This is a genomic window from Chryseobacterium sp. Bi04 (assembly GCF_918698085.1).
Taxonomy (GTDB): domain Bacteria; phylum Bacteroidota; class Bacteroidia; order Flavobacteriales; family Weeksellaceae; genus Chryseobacterium.
On sequence record NZ_CAKKLP010000002.1, the window covers coordinates 215,675 to 233,041 of the forward strand.

The window sequence follows — 17,367 nt, forward strand, 5'->3', positions numbered from 1 at the left end:
GGATTTTACGTTTTTCATGAACTTTATAAATGAATTCTATGCTCTTTGGTTTTTAAAATCATGAATAATTTCAGCTTTAGTTATTTTTATTTAGAAGTAATAAAAATTATCTTTGTGGGATTATAAAACTTCGAGTAGAAAGAATGAAAAAGCAGTACGCATTCATAGGTCTGTTGGCTTCGGGATTACTATTTTCCCAGACCGCTAAGGATTCTATAGCCTCTAAAGGTATTGACGATGTAGTGATCGTAGCCTCCAGAAAACCGACGAAAATCTCTGAAATTCCCGGAACAGTCTGGGTAGTTCAGAAAGAAAAAATTCAGGAACAGGCCAAAAGCGGAGTTCCTATTAAAGAAATGCTTTCGATCCTAATTCCAGGTATGGATATAGGTCCACAGGGAAGAACCAATTATGGACAGAATATGAGAGGACGTTCTGCGCTGGTAATGATTGACGGAGTTTCATTAAACAGTATCCGTGCCATCAGCCGTCAGCTGGATGCCATTGACCCCTTTAATATTGAAAGAATAGAAGTACTTTCCGGAGCCAGCTCTATTTATGGAGGTAATGCAACCGGTGGTATCATCAATATTATTACAAAAACACCTTCCAAAAAAGGAATCAGTGGAGAAACTGAACTGGGAGCACGCACAGGATTTATGGGGAAAGATGATCATGACTTCCGTGCTGCACAGTCTATTGCAGGAAAAGGAGAGAAGTTCTTCGGAAGATTGGGAATTGCTTACCAGCAAAATGGCGGAGTGTATGGTGCAGATCAGAATCAGCTTTTTACCGATATTACCCAAACTGACCTTCAGTACAACCAGTCTGTAGATATTCTGGCTACAGGAGGATATCAGTTTAACAATAAACATAAAATAACAGCTTCCCTTCAGTATTATAACTCCAAGTTTAATGGAGACCGAAGTCTTTTTTTAGGTGAAAATTTAAGTGCTTTCACTACAAAAAATGCTTCTTTGCTGGAAATGAGAGACGGGTTTTCTTCCGATAAAAATGTAGGAACAGAACGTTATATGGGAACGGTAGCCTATACCGGAAACGGAATTCTTGGCGGACAGGACTTATATGTACAGTTTGCTACCCGTGGTGAGAAATTAGGATTTTATCCTTTCCCCGGAAATGTGACGCTGCAGAGCGGAAAAATAGCCTACATGTCCTCTTCACAGCAGGATACTTATTATTCCGGGATAAAAGCTTTATTATCAAAATCATGGAGAGGGCTGAATATTACTTATGGAGCAGACATAGATTTTGAAAAGTTTGAAGGAAACCAGTCGGTTTATGATATGGCTAAAACAATGTCAAGCGGTGGATTGATTAATGAAACAAAATACAGGTTAGGAAGATATCCTACCAACCATTCTCAGAGTTATGCAGGATATGTTCAGGCAAAGTATAATATCCTTCCCAAGTTACAGGTTAATGCAGGAGTCCGTTATCAGAACATCACTGTAAAAATGGATGATTTTGTGGGCTCTGAGCAGCAGACTCAAGTAGCAATGGGATACGGAGCATCAGCATCTGCCATTCCCGGAGGGGAGAGTTCTTACAATGTAACCCTTGCGAATGCCGGATTACTGTATAAATTCAATGAACAGCACCAGGTTTGGGGAACATTTTCCCAGGGGGCAAGTTTGGCAGATCCAGCGAAGTTTTATGGAATCGGTACTTATAAACTGAATGGAACGAACTGGGATGTGGTATCAAGTATCAATGTGAAAGACCAGCCATTACAGGCGATCAAAACCAACCAGTTTGAAGTGGGATACCGTGTCAATAAAGGTGGTTTAAGAGCACAGATTGCAGGATTTTTAAGTAATTCTGATAAGAGTGTTGCAGTAGATAAAAAGACGTTTCAGATCCTGGTGAATGATTTGAAATTAAGGAATATGGGAATCGAAGCTGAGGTTTCCTATGCCTTAAGCAATGGCGTTTACTTCGGAGCCAGCGGACTTTTGATTAAATCTGAGGTAGACAATAAAGGAGAATGGCAAAAACAGGAGATCTATAATGCTTCACCATCAAAATTAGTAACTTATATCGGGTACAATATTAAAGACTGGTCGTTCAGATTCCAGTCGCTGCAGAATTTCAAACAGAAAGATGAGCTTAATAATGTAGTGGAAGGATATAATACCTCCGATTTAATGATTGGATACAGATTCAACTGGGGTAAATTCAACTTAGGAATCCAGAACCTGTTTAATACAGATTATCAGACGATTTGGAGCAAGCGTTCTCAGGTTTTATATTCTTCTTACGGGCTTCCGGAACTGTTTAATTACAAAGGAAGAGGAAGAACATTCAATCTGTCTTATACATTTGATTTTTAAAAATAGATTAGGGTATACAGCCTTGATCTGAATGATATTTTCTTAGACATCCGGTTTCTGACATTAGTTGGAAACCGGATATTAATTTTAAAAAAAAATTCAGTTATGGTGAAAATTTCAACAGGGCAGATTGTTGCCGAAGTGACGAGAAAAGAATACATCACTGACCATTTTATCAGAGTTTATTTCTATTCACCTGAAGTTCATTTGTTCAAAAATACGGTAGTAGGAGATAACAATAAAATAGCAGTTCCTCCAGCTGGTTTAAACGAAATTCATTTTCCAATTTTGGATGAAAATCAGCAGTGGGTATATCCTGCTAAGGAAGTTGCCCCGGCTATCAGGACGTATACGCACAGAGGAATTGATCTTGAGAAAAATGAGCTGATCATTGATTTTGTAGATCATGGAGACGGTGGACCCGCCTCGAAATGGGTGAGGAATGCGGAAGCAGGCTCAAAACTGGGAGTCATGATGCGTCTGGATGGAAAGGAGTTGTATCCTGAAGCTGATTGGTATTTGCTGGCGGGAGATGCTACGGCAATTCCTGTTTTAAGTGCTATTTTAGAAACCCTGCCTCCAACTGTAAAAGGAATCTGTATCATTGAAGTTCATGGAAAAGAAGATGAACAGATCTTAGCAACTCAAGCTGATATTGATTTTAAGTGGCTTCATAATGCACAGCCTCAAGCTGGTAGTAAGATGCCGGAAGCAGTAAAAAATATTGACATTCCCGAAACCCGGAAGTTTGGATATGTGGCCTGTGAGTTTTCAAGTGTTAAAGAAATCCGTACTTATCTGAGAAAAGATAAAAACTGGACTTCCCAGGAACTGTATGCCTATTCTTACTGGAAAGCAGGAGTTGCTGAAAATGAGTCCCAGGCGGACAGACATCGGGAGAAGAATTCGATGGAATAGTTGATAGGTCATAGGTGGTGAAGAGAAGATTATACTTTTTACAGGAGAATTAGTATTGAAATTCAATATAAAATTCAATAGAAGCGGACTTTAGTCCGCTTACCATATCCATCAAACGTCATCCGGCTTTAGCCAAAACCTAAAGTATTAATTATTCTACTCATCTTTATCATCGAAAGACCGAAGTAAAACTTTGATTGACGATGTTGTAGATGTTGTATTACTGAGATTGGGACGGTAGATTTTCAATTTTCAACTTTTAATTCTCCATTTTTAACTTGTATCTTTGCACTATGAAAGATTTAATGGGCAGAGCGATCTGGGATTATTATCACAATGACAATCCTGAAGATCTGCAGACTGAAACATCAATTTCTGAACTGGATGAACTTCCAGTAAATTACTTATTCAGAGATTTTGAAGAAATGAATAATATTGAGCAGAAGGCAATGAAGCTATCCGAAGGAAAAGTTTTGGATATAGGGGCAGGGGCCGGTTCTCATGCTTTGTATCTTCAAAATAAAAAAGGCCTTGAGGTGATGGCACTGGATATTTCACCAAAATCTGTTGAGGTTTGTAAACTGAGAGGGATCAAAAATGCTGTTTGTGAAAATATCCTTGATTTTTCAGGAGAAACTTTCGATACTGTTTTATTATTGATGAATGGCACCGGGGTTTTTGAAAGTCTTTCTAAAATAGATCCTTATCTTCAAAAATTACATGCTTTATTAAATGATAATGGACAGATCCTGATCGACAGCACTGATATTCTCTATATGTTTGACCGGGATAAAGACGGTGGAGTGTATATTCCTGCCGGCGGATATTATGGGGAATTAGACTATGTAGTGCATTATAAAGGTGAATCTGAAGAACCTATCACATGGCTGTACCTGGATTTCGATACCCTGAAAAATGCAGCGGAGAATAATGGTTTTCTCATAGAAAAAATATTGAAGGATGAGGATTCTTATCTGGCAAAACTGACTAAGAAATAGCAATCATCGGCCTACAAAGTAATTTTGTCGATGTTCATATATATTGTTATTCCGTAAGACTGGATCTTACGGAATAATTTTTTAGCCCCGATAGAAACGGTTACCCCGCAGCCAGATTTGGCCTGTTCAGCTTAGGCGCGAGGAGTAAAAGTGGATAGCGGGAATCAGCTTCTAAAACGTATGTATATTTTATCTGAATAAACGGATAACCCTAAGCAGCGGGGAAATAGAAAACCAATCCTGATAATAACAGGACATCAGAGCAGCCGTTCCAATGCATAAAATGACAGGGAAAACATAAGATTTGGCTCTGTAAGGCATCTTTTTGGGAATACTTGCGACCCAGATACCAATCAGGCTTAATGTTCCGGCGGCTATAACTGCCATTGCCGGATTGTATCGTGATGTGGTGTTGAAATCAAAATAAGATTGAAAAACGTGTTCCTGCAAAAAGAAAAAAAGAAAGCCGAATATCAATGTAAGGAGAGCCGGGAAATATTTTTTTAATTTTATCAAATTCAGGCAGAGTAAAATAGCTCCGGGAATGGTACCCAGAACAACACTGCTTACAAAAACGGTCGTTCTCGAATACAGCTTGATAGCAGCAGGGTCTTCTGTGATATGGTCTTTCCAAAGCTCCTACTCTTCTGTAAGCTTTGCTTCTTCTGCATTCTTTTTACTTTGAATCAACTCCTGAACTGCGGATTTTTCCTCTTCCGTAAAAATCCGCCCTCGTTCTACTAATATCTCAAAAGCCATTGAGACAGCTTCCGGAACAAAACGGTTGTCTTCTTTTATATATTTTTCGAGTTCGAAATCTGAGAGTTTCCTTAATACGCTTTTGCTAACCATATATTATTTCTAAAAAACGTTTCAATATTGAAGTACCTGCTTCATCCTGTATTGATTAATTGATCATCCGGATTGTATAGAATCAAAAAGAGGCTATCTTGAAAGAAAGCCCCTTTAAATATTGATTTATGGGTAATTATCCAATCTCAATACCGTTTTCGACATTGCTGTCATCCGGTGTTACGAAAGATAATTTCCCGTCTGGTTTAGTTGTTAATAGTAACATTCCCTGAGATTCAATTCCTCTGATTTTTCTTGGAGCAAGGTTCAGTAAGATCATTACCTGCTTCCCAATCAATTCCTCCGGAGTGAAGCTTTCGGCAATTCCCGAAACAACAGTTCTTACATCTACTCCTGTATCTACAGTAAGTTTCAATAGTTTATCTGCTTTTTCTACCTTTTCAGCTTCTAAAATGGTTGCTGTTCTAAGGTCTATTTTAGTAAAATCATCAAAAGAGATCTCTTCTTTCATAGGATTTGCGTTAGGGTTTGTTTTTTTATTGTTTTGTTTGGTATCTTCTAGTTTTTGAATCTGAGCTTCAATCACATCATCTTCAATTTTTGAGAAAAGAAGGGATGATTCGTTGATTTTGTGTCCGGTTTCAATTAAAACAGATTGGGTTTCAATATCATTCCATGTTTTATTTTCCACATTGAACATATTCAATAGCTTTTCGGAACTGAAAGGCATGAAAGGTTCACACAACTGAGCTAAAGCTACAGCAATCTGTGCTCCCACAAATAGAGACTGTGCAGCCTTTTCAGGGCTGTCTTTAATAGTTTTCCAAGGCTCTTCAGTCTGAAGATACTGATTTCCAAAACGGGCAAGATTCATTAATGCTGATAAAGCATTTCTAAATTCATAGTTTTCCAGGAATCCTGAAATTTCTTTTGCTGCTTTGTGTATCTCCTGCAATTCAGGACTGTTTACATCCCCTTGCGGAATAACACCATCATAATATTTATGAACAAGAACTGCAACTCTATTGATGAAGTTTCCGAAGATCCCTACCAATTCAGAATTATTCTTAGTCTGAAAATCCTTCCATGTAAAGTTATTATCTTTTGTTTCAGGAGCTGAAGAAAGAAGCGCATATCTTAATACGTCCTGCTGGCCAGGAAAATCTTCTACATATTCGTGTGCCCATACCGCCCAGTTTCTTGAGGTTGAGATTTTATCATTCTCAAGGTTCAGGAATTCAAAAGCCGGAACATTGTCAGGCATGATATAATCTCCGTGAGCTTTCATCATCGCTGGGAAAATAATACAGTGGAATACAATATTATCCTTTCCGATAAAGTGTACCAGGTCACTGCTTTCACTTTGCCAGTAATCCTTCCAGTCTTTTCCGTTTTTCTCAGCCCATTCTTTAGTGAATGAAATATACCCGATAGGAGCATCAAACCAAACGTAAAGTACTTTTCCTTCTGCATTCGGAAGAGGAACAGGAACTCCCCAGTTCAGATCTCTGGTCATTGCACGTGGTTTCAGTCCGTCATTTAACCATGACTTAACCTGTCCGTATACATTCGGTTTCCAGTCATCTTTGTGCCCTTCAATAATCCATTCATTTAAGAAGTCTTCATATTCATTTAAAGGAAGATACCAGTTCTTCGTTTCTTTAAGGATCGGAACATTTCCACTGAGCATGGATTTCGGATTGATCAGTTCTGAAGGAGAAAGGGTAGACCCACACTTCTCACACTGGTCACCATAAGCGTTCTCGTTGCCACAGTTGGGACAGGTTCCTACAATATAACGGTCAGCAAGGAATTCTCCCGCCTGCTCATCAAAATACTGTTCAGAAATTTCTTCAGTAAATTTTCCTTTTTCATAAAGAACCTTAAAGAAGTCCTGGCTGGTTTCATGATGGTTCTTAGAAGTTGTTCTTGAATATTCATCAAAAGAGATTCCCAGATCTGAAAAGGATTTTTTGATGATCTCGTGATATTTATCTACGATATCCTGTGGGGTAACCCCTTCCTTCTTAGCTCTTATGGTAATAGGAATTCCGTGCTCATCTGAACCACAGATAAACGCTACATCTTTTCCTGATCTTCTCTGAAATCTTGCATAAACATCCGCAGGAATATAGACACCTGCCAAATGCCCTATATGAACCGGTCCGTTTGCATAAGGCAAAGCTGCCGTAATCATCTTTCTGTTTGACATTTATAGTAAAGTTTTGACTGCAAAGATAAGGATTATCTCTTGAATACCGCTCTTTGTGGAGTTATTATGCCTTACTCCTTTATTTTTTTCCATGTGGATATGAAATAAAGTTAAACAAATGTTTAACAATTTGCTAATTTAGTGTAAATACTATGCTATGCATAAGTCGTTGTAAAATATTGGAATTTAAAATTTTAACTAAAATAGGTTTCGTAATATACATAATTTTAACTAAAATTATATTAAATTTATAATAATTCTATTTTTTTTATAAATTGCGAGTCTGGCTTCAAGCCAAAATATGACTGAAAAAACGAAACTATAAAAAAATATGATTGTGAATAACTTTACAACAGTATTAAAAATCGCGCCCGCTTTTTTATTGGCCAGTACAATAATGCATGCGCAGACAACAGACTCTGTCACAAAGGAAAAGAAAATTGAGGAGGTAGTGTTGATTGGGTATGGAAAACAGAAGAAATCTGACCTTACGGGGTCTATAACTTCAGTTACTGCAAAGGATTTCAATGGAGGAGCTACCTCTGCAGGACAGCTGATCCAGGGAAAGACACCTGGCGTACAGATTACCAATAACAGTGGAGCTCCAGGCTCAGGAACAAAGATCAGAATCAGAGGTACCTCTTCTCTAGGAGGAGAAAACTCTCCATTGATCGTTATTGATGGTGTGCCTCAGGATTTTGTGGGAGTAAATGGAGTGTCAGATCCTTTATCATTAATTAATCCTAATGATATTGAAACGTTTGATATCCTAAAAGACGCTTCTGCAACTGCTATTTATGGTAACAGAGCTTCCAATGGGGTTATTTTGGTGACTACAAAAAAAGGAAGTGCCGGAAAGTTTAAAATTAACTTTTCAACGGTAACCTCCCTTTCAACTAAGATGGGGAACGTGGATGTCTTGAATGCAGATGAGTTTAGGAATTTTGTAAAGACGTATGCATCCTCTAATTACCAGAAAAAACTGGGAAATGCAAATACCAACTGGCAGGATCAGATCTATCAGACAGGTTGGGGAACAGACAATAATGTTGCTTTTTCAGGTGGAATTAAGGGACTTCCTTATCGTTTATCCATTGGTTATAATGAACAGAACGGTATTGTAAGAACAAATTCATTCAAGAGAACTTCTATAGGTTTAAACTTAAATCCTAAATTCTTTGATAACCACTTAGCGGTTAATGTGAATGCAAAAGGAACATTCACTGATAATAGGTTTGTTGATGCCGGAGTAATCAAAGCAGCAACTTATTTTGATCCTACACAACCTATATATGACAATACCAATGTTGTCCCTGGAAATGGAGGATATTATGAATGGTTTCTGACAGAAAGCCAGAATGGTACTCTGGCAAATAAACTGAATGTAAATGCCAATTCTAACCCGGTTTCTATGATGAATGCTGTTCGCGATGTATCATCTGTGACCAGGGGATTGGGTAATATTCAGTTAGACTATAAGTTTCACTTTCTTCCAGACTTACATTTCAATGTAAATGCCGGATATGACTATACCAAAAGTGAAGGACACAAAGTAAAAGACGGAAGATACAGAGCTGGCTATGATGATCGTGGAAGCTCGAATTTCTATTCGATGGAAAAGAAAAATAAGCTTTTGGAAACTTATTTTAATTATACTAAAAATATAACTGCTATCAATACCGGAGTAGATCTTACTGCCGGATATGCATATCAGGATTTTAATATCCTTATTCCAGGGGCTGTTACTTATAGAGGAAATGGTAACGATGTAAAAGATCTGGATTTCGAAACCCGAAATACTCTGCTTTCTTTTTATGGAAGAGCCATTTTTACAATAGCAAATAAATATATTATTTCAGGATCTATCCGTAAGGACGGTTCTTCAAGATTCTACAATGGAACAAGAGATAATGTATGGGGAGTGTTTCCTGGAGTTTCTGTAGCCTGGAAACTAAACGAAGAAAATTTCATTAAAAATATTTCTGCAATCAGTACTTTAAAACTGAGAGCAGGATGGGGTAAAACGGGACAGCAAGAGCTACCTGCATTGGGAATTAACGGAAATAAACCGAATAACTATCCGGCATTAGCCGCTTATAATCCAAGTTATCCGGGAGCTTATTATCAGTTTGGTAATGAGTACTATTATATGTTCCGTCCTGCCAATTATAATCCGAATCTTACCTGGGAAACTACGGTTACAAAGAACATAGGATTAGATTTTGGTTTTGCTAAAAACAGAATAACGGGATCTATCGACCTTTTCAGAAAAGATACTAAAGATCTACTGGTATTTGCAGATGAGCCTGCAGGAGGATTAAGTAATGCAAGCTGGCAGAATATCGGGGATATGAAAAATGAAGGAATTGAAGGAAGTATTACGGTAATTCCTGTAAAAAATGAAACAACAACCTGGGAGGTAAGTTTTAACGCCACTCATTATAAACCGGTTGTTACAAAATTGAAAGACCGGGGCGGAGAGTCCTTTAATATGGAAGTAGGGGGTATTGAAGGAGGTTCAGGTAACAGAATTCAGGCTCATGCCGTGGGATATGCTCCCAATTCATTCTGGGTTTACGAGCAGGTATATGATGGGAACGGAAAGCCTGTTGATGGAGCTTATGCAGACAGAAACGGTGACGGAATTATCAATACAAAAGATATGTATTATTACAAGTCAACTACGCCGGATGCTATTTTAGGTTTCTCTACCAAATTAGCACATAAAAACTGGGAATTTGCCCTTAGTGCAAGAGCAGTATTAGGAAATTATGTATACAATAATGCGGCTTCTAACAGTTCTTTACAGTCGGCTTCTACCAACGAATATTTACAGAATGTATTTTCCTCTGCTCCGGAATATAAATTCTCAGTGCCTCAATATAAATCTGATATTTATGTTGAAAATGCATCATTCTTCAGATTGGATAATGTCAATATCGGATATAATTTCGGAGAAGTATTTTCAAAAGGAAGCAACCTGAGAATTTACGGTATGGCACAAAATATTTTTGTGATTTCCAAGTATTCAGGAATTGATCCTGAAGTATATGGAGGAATAGACAACGGATATTATCAGATGCCTAGAATTTATTCTTTAGGCTTTAACTTTCAATTTTAAATAAGAAGTAAGATGAAACTAAATAAGATTAAACTTAGAAATATAGTATTGCCAATTTCTGCGGCATTTTTGTTGACTACGGCGTCATCGTGTGTTAAAGATTTGGAAAGAGAACCCATCACAGATGCTATATCGTTAAATATATATAAAGATTTCTCCAACTATAAAAATGTTCTGGCAAAGTTATACGGAGGTTTAGCAATGGGAGGTCAGATCAGTGGAGATGGTGATCAGCCTGACAGTGATATTAACGGGATCAATGGAGGTTTTTCTCAGTATACAAGGTTGCTGTACACTCTTAATGTAATTACTACTGACGAAGCAGTTATTGGATGGAATGACGGAAACCTGCATACATTACACAAAATGACCTGGGACTCTTCCAATGAATTCATTGCGGCCATGTATTACAGAGTATATACAGAAATTGCCTACTGTAATGAATTTTTAAGAAATGTTACTGACGAAAAACTGGCAGGTAATAATATTACGGGAGATAATCTGAGCCAGGCAAAAGTAATGAGAGCAGAAGCTCGCTTTTTAAGAGCACAGTCTTATTATCATGCACTGGATATGTTTGGAAACGTTCCGTTTGCAGATGAAAGTTATGTGCCGGGTACACCAAACCCGCCTAAGAGAATAGAAAGGAAGGCTTTATTTGATTATATAGAGTCTGAATTACTGGCCATTGCAGGAGAGTTAAAAGATCCAAGAACCAATGAATACGGGAGAGCGGATAAAGCTGCTGCCTGGGCACTATTGGCTAGATTGTATTTAAATGCTGAAATATATACAGGTACACAGAGAAATACCGATTGTATCACTTATTGTAATAAAATAATTGGTGCTGGTTATTCTTTAAAATCTAAATATGAAGATTTATTCCTGGCAGATAATAATATCAATAACCCTGAGCAGATATTAAGTGTTAATTTTGACGGAATCAATACACAGACCAATGGTGGTACTACTTATATGGTACATGCTGCCGTAGGTGGTAAAATGGCTTCTTCTGATTTTGGAATCAATGGAGGCTGGAGTGGTATAAGAACAACTAAATCTTTTGTAGGGTTATTTCCTAACACCGGAAATGACAAGAGAGGTCGATTTTTTACCATGGAGCAGAATTTAGAAATTAATGATTTAGGCTCTTTTAATGATGGGTATGCCTTTATCAAATATAAAAATATTAAAAGTAATGGATCTGCTGGGGCTCATACCAATTGGGTAGAGGCAGACATCCCTTTATACCGTTTGGCAGACATCTATCTGATGTATGCTGAAGCAGTTCTTAGAGGCGGTGGAGGTGGAGACCAGGCTACAGCGATCAGCTATATCAATAAGCTTAGAGAACGTGCCTATGAAAATACCGGAGGAAATGTAACCTCTATCAACCTTGATTTTATTCTGGATGAAAGAGCCAGAGAATTATCTTGGGAGTCTACAAGGAGAACTGACCTTATCCGTTTTGGTAAATACACTACGGCTGCTTACCTATGGCCTTGGAAAGGAAATGTAAAAGATGGAAAAGCGGTAGAAAATTACAGAAACCTATTCCCGATTCCGGCAAGAGATATGGTAGCTAACCCTAATCTTATTCAAAACCCGGGATATTAATAAATTATAAGATTAATTGAGTAAAACGCTGCTCTGTGCAGCGTTTTCTTTTACTAAAGTTAATAAATAGTCATTATGAAGAAAATTACAGTTGGAGCAGTGTTGCTCTCCATGATGTTTGTAGGTGTGAAAGCACAATCCTTAAAATCTCCGGATGGAAAGTTTGAAATGAATTTTCAGCTGAAAGATGGAGTACCTTACTATAACCTTACCTATAATGGGGGAGTAGTAGTTGAAGATTCTAAATTAGGATTAAGATTATTTAAAGACACAGCCATAAAATTTGCTTCCGAAATTGCTAAGCCGGAAGATGCAAAATTCGACTTAAACAACGGTTTTGCAAAGGTAGATGAAAAGAGAGATTCTAAAAATGAAACGTGGCAGCCGGTTCTTGGGGAAAAGAAAAACTACATCAACAATTACAATGAGTTGGCGGTTACTTTGAACCAGGCTTCTACAGATAGAAGTATTGTGGTAAAATTCAGATTGTTTAATGATGGTCTGGGGTTCAGATATGAATTTCCACAACAGAAAAACCTTAATTATTTCGTCATCAGAGAAGAAGATTCTGAAATCGATTTCCCTACAGATATGAAAGCCTGGTGGTTGGTAGCAGATTACGACTCTCAGGAATATCAGTATCAGGAAACAAAAGTTTCTGAGATTCCTGCTAAATGGGATCAGGCATTTGACGCCAATGCATCACAGTCGTTAGTGAAAAATGCAGTTCAGTCACCATTAATGCTAAAAAGAGAAGGGAAAGAACCTTTATACATCAACGTTGCGGAAGCTGCAGTATTAGATTATCCGGCATCCCATCTGGAAGTTGATGCACAGCATTTCAGATTCAAAACACATCTGACAGCAGACAGACAGGGAGCAAAAGGATATATCCAGACTCCGTCAACAACACCTTGGAGAACAATTATTGTAGCTCCAAAAGCGGAACAGGTGATGGATTCTAAGATGATCTTTAACCTTAACGAGCCTACAAAGTATACCGATACTTCTTACATTCACCCTACAAAATACATGGGTGTTTGGTGGGAAATGATCATCGGGAAATCACAGTGGGCATATTCCACAGCGGAGAATGTTCATATTGATAAAACGGATTTCTCAAAACTGACTCCAAACGGAAAACATGCTGCCAACAATACAAAAGTTAAAGAATACATCGACTTTGCCGCTGAAAATGGTTTCCAGGGACTGTTGATCGAAGGATGGAATATCGGTTGGGAAGATTGGTTCGGGCATTCTAAAGATTTTGTTTTCGATTTCATTACTCCTTATCCGGATTTTGATATCAAAATGCTGAATGACTATGCTCATTCTAAGGGAATAAAGCTGATCATGCACCATGAAACATCCGGTTCGGCAGCAAACTACGAAAGATGGTCTGATAAAGCATTCCAGCTGATGAATAAATATGGGTATGATGCAGTAAAAACAGGATATGTAGGAGATATTATCCCGAGAGGGGAGCATCATTACTCTCAATGGACGATCAACCATTACTACAGAATCGCTGAGAAAGCCAACGAGTATAAGATAATGGTGAATTCTCATGAATCTGTACGTCCTACAGGTGAAAGCCGGACCTATCCAAACTATATTTCTGCAGAAGCAGCACGTGGTACGGAATATGAGGCTTTTGGAGGAAATAAGCCAGATCACCAGACTGTTCTTCCTTTTACAAGATGGATGGGAGGTTCAATGGATTATACTCCAGGAATTTTCCAAACCAAATTAGATTATTATTTCCCTGGAGATAAGCGTTTTGTAAAGACTACATTGGCTAAGCAGTTAGCATTATATGTAACGATGTATATGCCGCTTCAGATGGCAGCTGACCTTCCTGAGAACTATAAAAAGCATATGGATGCATTCCAGTTTATCAAGGATGTAGCTGCAGACTGGGATGATACTAAAATCTTATCTGCAGAGCCTGGAGATTACGTGGTTACTGCCCGAAAAGCAAAAGGTACCGAAAATTGGTTTGTAGGAGGTATTACAGACGAAAATAAGCGTGAGTATACTGTAGATTTTTCATTCCTGGATAAAGGAAAGAAATATGAAGCAACAATCTATGAAGATGGAAAAGATGCTGATTATATCGACAATCCTCAAAGCTATAATATCTACAAAAAACAGATTACCAGCAAGTCTAAGATTAATTTTAAAATGGTAAGAAGCGGTGGTTTCGCAGTTTCTATCAAACCTGTAAAATAAATTTTTATAACAATTATAAAACTGCCCCGGCTCAGAGAGCCAGGGCAGTTGTTTTTTAAATAAAGTATTGATTTTCCATTAAATATTTTATTTATCTGAATATTGATATTCTGGTTCTGAAATTTCTATTTTATCGGGTAATGGCTTATTTTTTATCTTTTCGTTATATTCCTTTTGGTATTGTTTTACCGTCTTTCCGGAGCCGTCGTGCTTCCATCCCGGAGAGTAAAAAAGATATTTTATCCTGTCTTTAAAGGAAAGTCCTGGCTGGCGGATATCTTTTCCTATTCTTCTCCATTCATAAAAAAGCATGGTAGCCGGGTCTTTAGATTTTATTTTTGGATATACTCCGTATTTTACAGGAACTTCGGGATCTTCTTTTTCAAATGTTCCGAAGATTTTGTCCCAGATAATCAGTCCCATTCCCATATTACGGTCTAAATATTTGATATTACAGGCATGATGTACGCGGTGATGGGAAGGAGTTACTAAAATGTACTCTAAAAAGCCCATGCTTTTAATAGACTGGGTATGCACAAAGGTACCATAGATTTGTATAGCCGAGTAGGCTACCAAAATATGCCATGGATGAAACCCCATGAATGCTAACGGGGAGAAAAATAAATATCTGTACAAAGGTTGGAATACAGGGCTTCTGAAACCTGTACTGATATTGAAATAATCAGAATTGTGATGGGTAATGTGTACAGCCCAGAAAACCCGTGAGTGATGGTCTACATAATGATGGACATAATAAGCGAAGTCCTGGGCAAGAAATACAGCAATCCAATACCATATCCCTTCTTGCCAGTCAAAAATGCGGTGATGATAAAAAAACATCATAACAAACAGGGAAAAGCCTTTCATGATAATATCCAATCCATAGTTGAGCAGTGCAAAAAGAACATTAGTTGCTACATCCTTGGTTTCATAAATTTTCTCTTTATTAAAATGACTGTAGGCCATTTCCATAAAAATTATAGCAGCAAATACAGGAATGGTCCACGTGTAAACAACGTCTGGGCCCTCAGTATGGAACATTGTACTAAAATCAAACATTTTTTCTGTAAAACTAAAAATAAAACAGATTGTAAACCAGTTTTTTAGAAAAAATATTCTCCCGCATACCATATTTTTTATTTAAATCCATAATAAATGAATTAAAACGGGGAAGTGATGATGTTTTATGAATAAAAGATTGTTGTTTAATAAGAAAAATGAAATCAGTTAAAATATATTTCCAGTTTATATGCTGTTATCTATTTTTAAAACTTTATAAAAATAGGATAATAAAGCTGAGGATGATCATTATTTTGGAATATTTGCTTCAGGATCCAAAATATAGGCCTATATTATGTAAAGTAATGCTTTTTGAATTTAATAAATTGATTTTCAATGTGTAAATGGGTTTTTAAGGCTTTTTTTATTAAATAGGTATGATATTAATTCAAAATTCTTTCTGAAAGTAAAAAAAAAAAATTTTACTTTCAAACCAACTGATTTCTGAACTCTTACTAATTATTTTTTTCTAACAAAATGTCCTGTTTGAAGCTGTTTTCAGTTTTTTATTACAATAATGAAATAAGATTTATTTACTTATTTTATTGGTTTGTAAAGGTTATTTTTTATTAAAATATTGATTTTTTTTAAATTTTTAATGCTCGTTTCATAATTTTTGCTAATTTGGCTGTACTAATAACCCTCATAGAGAATGAAAACTCAGTACCGTTTAAATGTGTGCAGCTGCCTTGCATTGTGCTTAGGTATCTTCTATGGTAATGCACAACTTATTGATCAGAAAAATAAGATCTGGGAAAAAGCAAAACCCGAATCGTTGCGAGAAACCTCGAAATGCGATGATGGTTCATTGCTCAACTTCAACTGTAATATAAGGCAGCATTTTCCGAAGCCTATTACCTACAGTAAAAATGATGCCCAATCCTTAATCGTTGTGCATCATTCAGATGAAGACGAAAACATCTGGTATAATAAAGATATTATTGCAGCGCTTAGCAATACCTCTTTTAAAAGCAGTGGAAGTGATAAACTCATCGAACTGAAAAAGAAACCCAGTATTTTTTCTTATCTGGGATCTAAACAAATTTCCAGCAACCCTAAAGACCGTTTGAATATAGGCCTTGAAGATAAAAATCTTTATGAGGCTATTTTTGTTCCCAGGAAACTTTCAAAAAGTGATTTAGAAAGGGTTCATACCTATTTGTCTATTAAATACGGAATCTCGCTGGTAGGTGTAAAATATTTCAACAGTAAAGGGGATGTGATCTGGGATCCCGAAAAACATAAAGATTTTAAGAACAGACCTACCGGTATAGGTAGGGATGACGCCAATGAGCTTAACCAGAAGCAATCCAGCAACCAGGAGGATAAGACAATCAGTATTGGAAGGGAAAAAATTTCAAGAACTAATTTTGAAAATAATGCTCCGTTAGACAACTATACATTTGCGATATGGTCTGATGATAATAGAGATTTCAGTTTTGAAGAGAAAGAAAACTTAAAGATATTGAAGAGAAATTGGGAAATCAATTTTATCGGCAAGACGATTCCTAAAAAAGGATATGTGCTGCAGATCGCTAAAAAGCTGATGAACCCTGAAAATTCGCAGCTGAATTACTGGATGCTTATTAAAAATGAGGATGGCAGTTTAAAAAAAATACAAGGAAAAGCGAATGATGAAATGATAGAGTATTCAGGGGTGGAATTTCCTGAAGAAAAAACTTCAGCTGTTTTTACTTTTGCCACCAATAGTACCGGAGAAAAGCAACCCGATAAAAACAATATTCATGATCCTGTCCATACAAAAGGACCGGGTGATGCTACTTCAGATTTCCAATACATGCTGTATCCGAATCCTGTGAAAATGAATAATAATTTTACAGTAAAATTCCCGCCGACAGAAGGATTGGAGATTGCCATTTATGATGGCGGAGGAAGAATTCTTTCTACCGAAAAAATAGATTCGAAAATTGCGATATATCAAAACAGCCTCAAGATACAAGGGGCCTACCTGGTCGTACTTACTCAAAACAAAAAACTGATTAAGGCTTTTAAAGTGGTCGTTGATTAATTAATACTATTTCC

Annotated in this window: 11 protein-coding genes; 7 read left to right on the forward strand and 4 right to left on the reverse strand. The window is 37.1% G+C overall.

Annotation, left to right across the window (positions count from 1 at the left end; genetic code table 11):
- The first annotated feature begins 143 nt into the window (after nucleotides 1-143).
- From LQV47_RS05305 to LQV47_RS05315, 3 genes are all read left to right on the forward strand, one after another.
- Entirely contained in the window at nucleotides 144-2,354 is a 2,211-nt protein-coding gene (locus LQV47_RS05305; RefSeq protein WP_230034598.1) for a TonB-dependent receptor, read from the forward strand.
- A gap of 105 nt (nucleotides 2,355-2,459) precedes the next feature.
- Nucleotides 2,460-3,272 (forward strand): siderophore-interacting protein, encoded by an 813-nt coding sequence (locus LQV47_RS05310; RefSeq protein WP_230034600.1) that lies wholly within the window; start codon nucleotides 2,460-2,462, stop codon nucleotides 3,270-3,272.
- A gap of 293 nt (nucleotides 3,273-3,565) precedes the next feature.
- Nucleotides 3,566-4,270, forward strand: a complete 705-nt coding sequence (locus LQV47_RS05315; RefSeq protein WP_230034603.1) for a class I SAM-dependent methyltransferase — start codon at nucleotides 3,566-3,568, stop codon at nucleotides 4,268-4,270.
- A 189-nt stretch (nucleotides 4,271-4,459) separates the two neighbouring features.
- On the opposite strand, the gene LQV47_RS05320 is transcribed toward LQV47_RS05315, so the two are convergent.
- The 3 genes from LQV47_RS05320 to metG form a co-directional block, all read right to left on the reverse strand.
- Nucleotides 4,460-4,657, reverse strand: a complete 198-nt coding sequence (locus LQV47_RS05320; protein ID WP_230034605.1) for a hypothetical protein — start codon at nucleotides 4,655-4,657, stop codon at nucleotides 4,460-4,462.
- Nucleotides 4,658-4,909: 252 nt separating this feature from the next.
- Nucleotides 4,910-5,122 carry a hypothetical protein gene (locus LQV47_RS05325; protein WP_230034607.1) on the reverse strand — a complete coding sequence of 71 codons (213 nt, stop codon included), beginning with the start codon at nucleotides 5,120-5,122 and terminating at the stop codon, nucleotides 4,910-4,912.
- 136 nt (nucleotides 5,123-5,258) lie between these two features.
- Entirely contained in the window at nucleotides 5,259-7,295 is a 2,037-nt protein-coding gene (gene metG / locus LQV47_RS05330) for a methionine--tRNA ligase (RefSeq protein WP_230034616.1), read from the reverse strand.
- A 337-nt stretch (nucleotides 7,296-7,632) separates the two neighbouring features.
- On the opposite strand from metG, the gene LQV47_RS05335 reads away from it, so the two are divergent.
- The 3 genes from LQV47_RS05335 to LQV47_RS05345 all read left to right on the forward strand — a co-directional run bounded on the left by LQV47_RS05335 (nucleotide 7,633) and on the right by LQV47_RS05345 (nucleotide 14,265).
- A complete protein-coding gene (locus LQV47_RS05335; RefSeq protein WP_230034944.1) occupies nucleotides 7,633-10,416 on the forward strand; it encodes a SusC/RagA family TonB-linked outer membrane protein in 2,784 nt (927 codons plus the stop codon).
- Between the two features lie 12 nt (nucleotides 10,417-10,428).
- The gene (locus tag LQV47_RS05340) at nucleotides 10,429-12,033 is read left to right on the forward strand and encodes a RagB/SusD family nutrient uptake outer membrane protein (protein WP_230034618.1); all 1,605 of its coding nucleotides are present in this window, start codon (nucleotides 10,429-10,431) and stop codon (nucleotides 12,031-12,033) included.
- 75 nt (nucleotides 12,034-12,108) lie between these two features.
- The gene (locus tag LQV47_RS05345) at nucleotides 12,109-14,265 is read left to right on the forward strand and encodes a glycoside hydrolase family 97 protein (protein ID WP_230034621.1); all 2,157 of its coding nucleotides are present in this window, start codon (nucleotides 12,109-12,111) and stop codon (nucleotides 14,263-14,265) included.
- A gap of 87 nt (nucleotides 14,266-14,352) precedes the next feature.
- Here the strand turns inward: LQV47_RS05345 and LQV47_RS05350 are convergent, their stop codons facing one another.
- Nucleotides 14,353-15,324 carry a sterol desaturase family protein gene (locus LQV47_RS05350; protein WP_230034623.1) on the reverse strand — a complete coding sequence of 324 codons (972 nt, stop codon included), beginning with the start codon at nucleotides 15,322-15,324 and terminating at the stop codon, nucleotides 14,353-14,355.
- A 652-nt stretch (nucleotides 15,325-15,976) separates the two neighbouring features.
- Between LQV47_RS05350 and LQV47_RS05355 the strand changes: the two genes are divergently transcribed.
- Entirely contained in the window at nucleotides 15,977-17,353 is a 1,377-nt protein-coding gene (locus tag LQV47_RS05355; RefSeq protein ID WP_230034625.1) for a T9SS type A sorting domain-containing protein, read from the forward strand.
- Nucleotides 17,354-17,367 lie beyond the last annotated feature (14 nt).

What these genes read in the sequence shown, in the direction of transcription:
- LQV47_RS05305 (WP_230034598.1), top strand. Translation starts at nt 144, where the DNA reads ATGAAAAAGCAGTACGCATTCATAGGTCTGTTGGCTTCGGGATTACTA.
- LQV47_RS05310 (WP_230034600.1), top strand. Translation starts at nt 2,460, where the DNA reads ATGGTGAAAATTTCAACAGGGCAGATTGTTGCCGAAGTGACGAGAAAA.
- LQV47_RS05315 (WP_230034603.1), top strand. Translation starts at nt 3,566, where the DNA reads ATGAAAGATTTAATGGGCAGAGCGATCTGGGATTATTATCACAATGAC.
- LQV47_RS05320 (WP_230034605.1), bottom strand. Translation starts at nt 4,657, where the DNA reads ATGGCAGTTATAGCCGCCGGAACATTAAGCCTGATTGGTATCTGGGTC.
- LQV47_RS05325 (WP_230034607.1), bottom strand. Translation starts at nt 5,122, where the DNA reads ATGGTTAGCAAAAGCGTATTAAGGAAACTCTCAGATTTCGAACTCGAA.
- metG (WP_230034616.1), bottom strand. Translation starts at nt 7,295, where the DNA reads ATGTCAAACAGAAAGATGATTACGGCAGCTTTGCCTTATGCAAACGGA.
- LQV47_RS05340 (WP_230034618.1), top strand. Translation starts at nt 10,429, where the DNA reads ATGAAACTAAATAAGATTAAACTTAGAAATATAGTATTGCCAATTTCT.
- LQV47_RS05345 (WP_230034621.1), top strand. Translation starts at nt 12,109, where the DNA reads ATGAAGAAAATTACAGTTGGAGCAGTGTTGCTCTCCATGATGTTTGTA.
- LQV47_RS05350 (WP_230034623.1), bottom strand. Translation starts at nt 15,324, where the DNA reads ATGTTTGATTTTAGTACAATGTTCCATACTGAGGGCCCAGACGTTGTT.
- LQV47_RS05355 (WP_230034625.1), top strand. Translation starts at nt 15,977, where the DNA reads ATGAAAACTCAGTACCGTTTAAATGTGTGCAGCTGCCTTGCATTGTGC.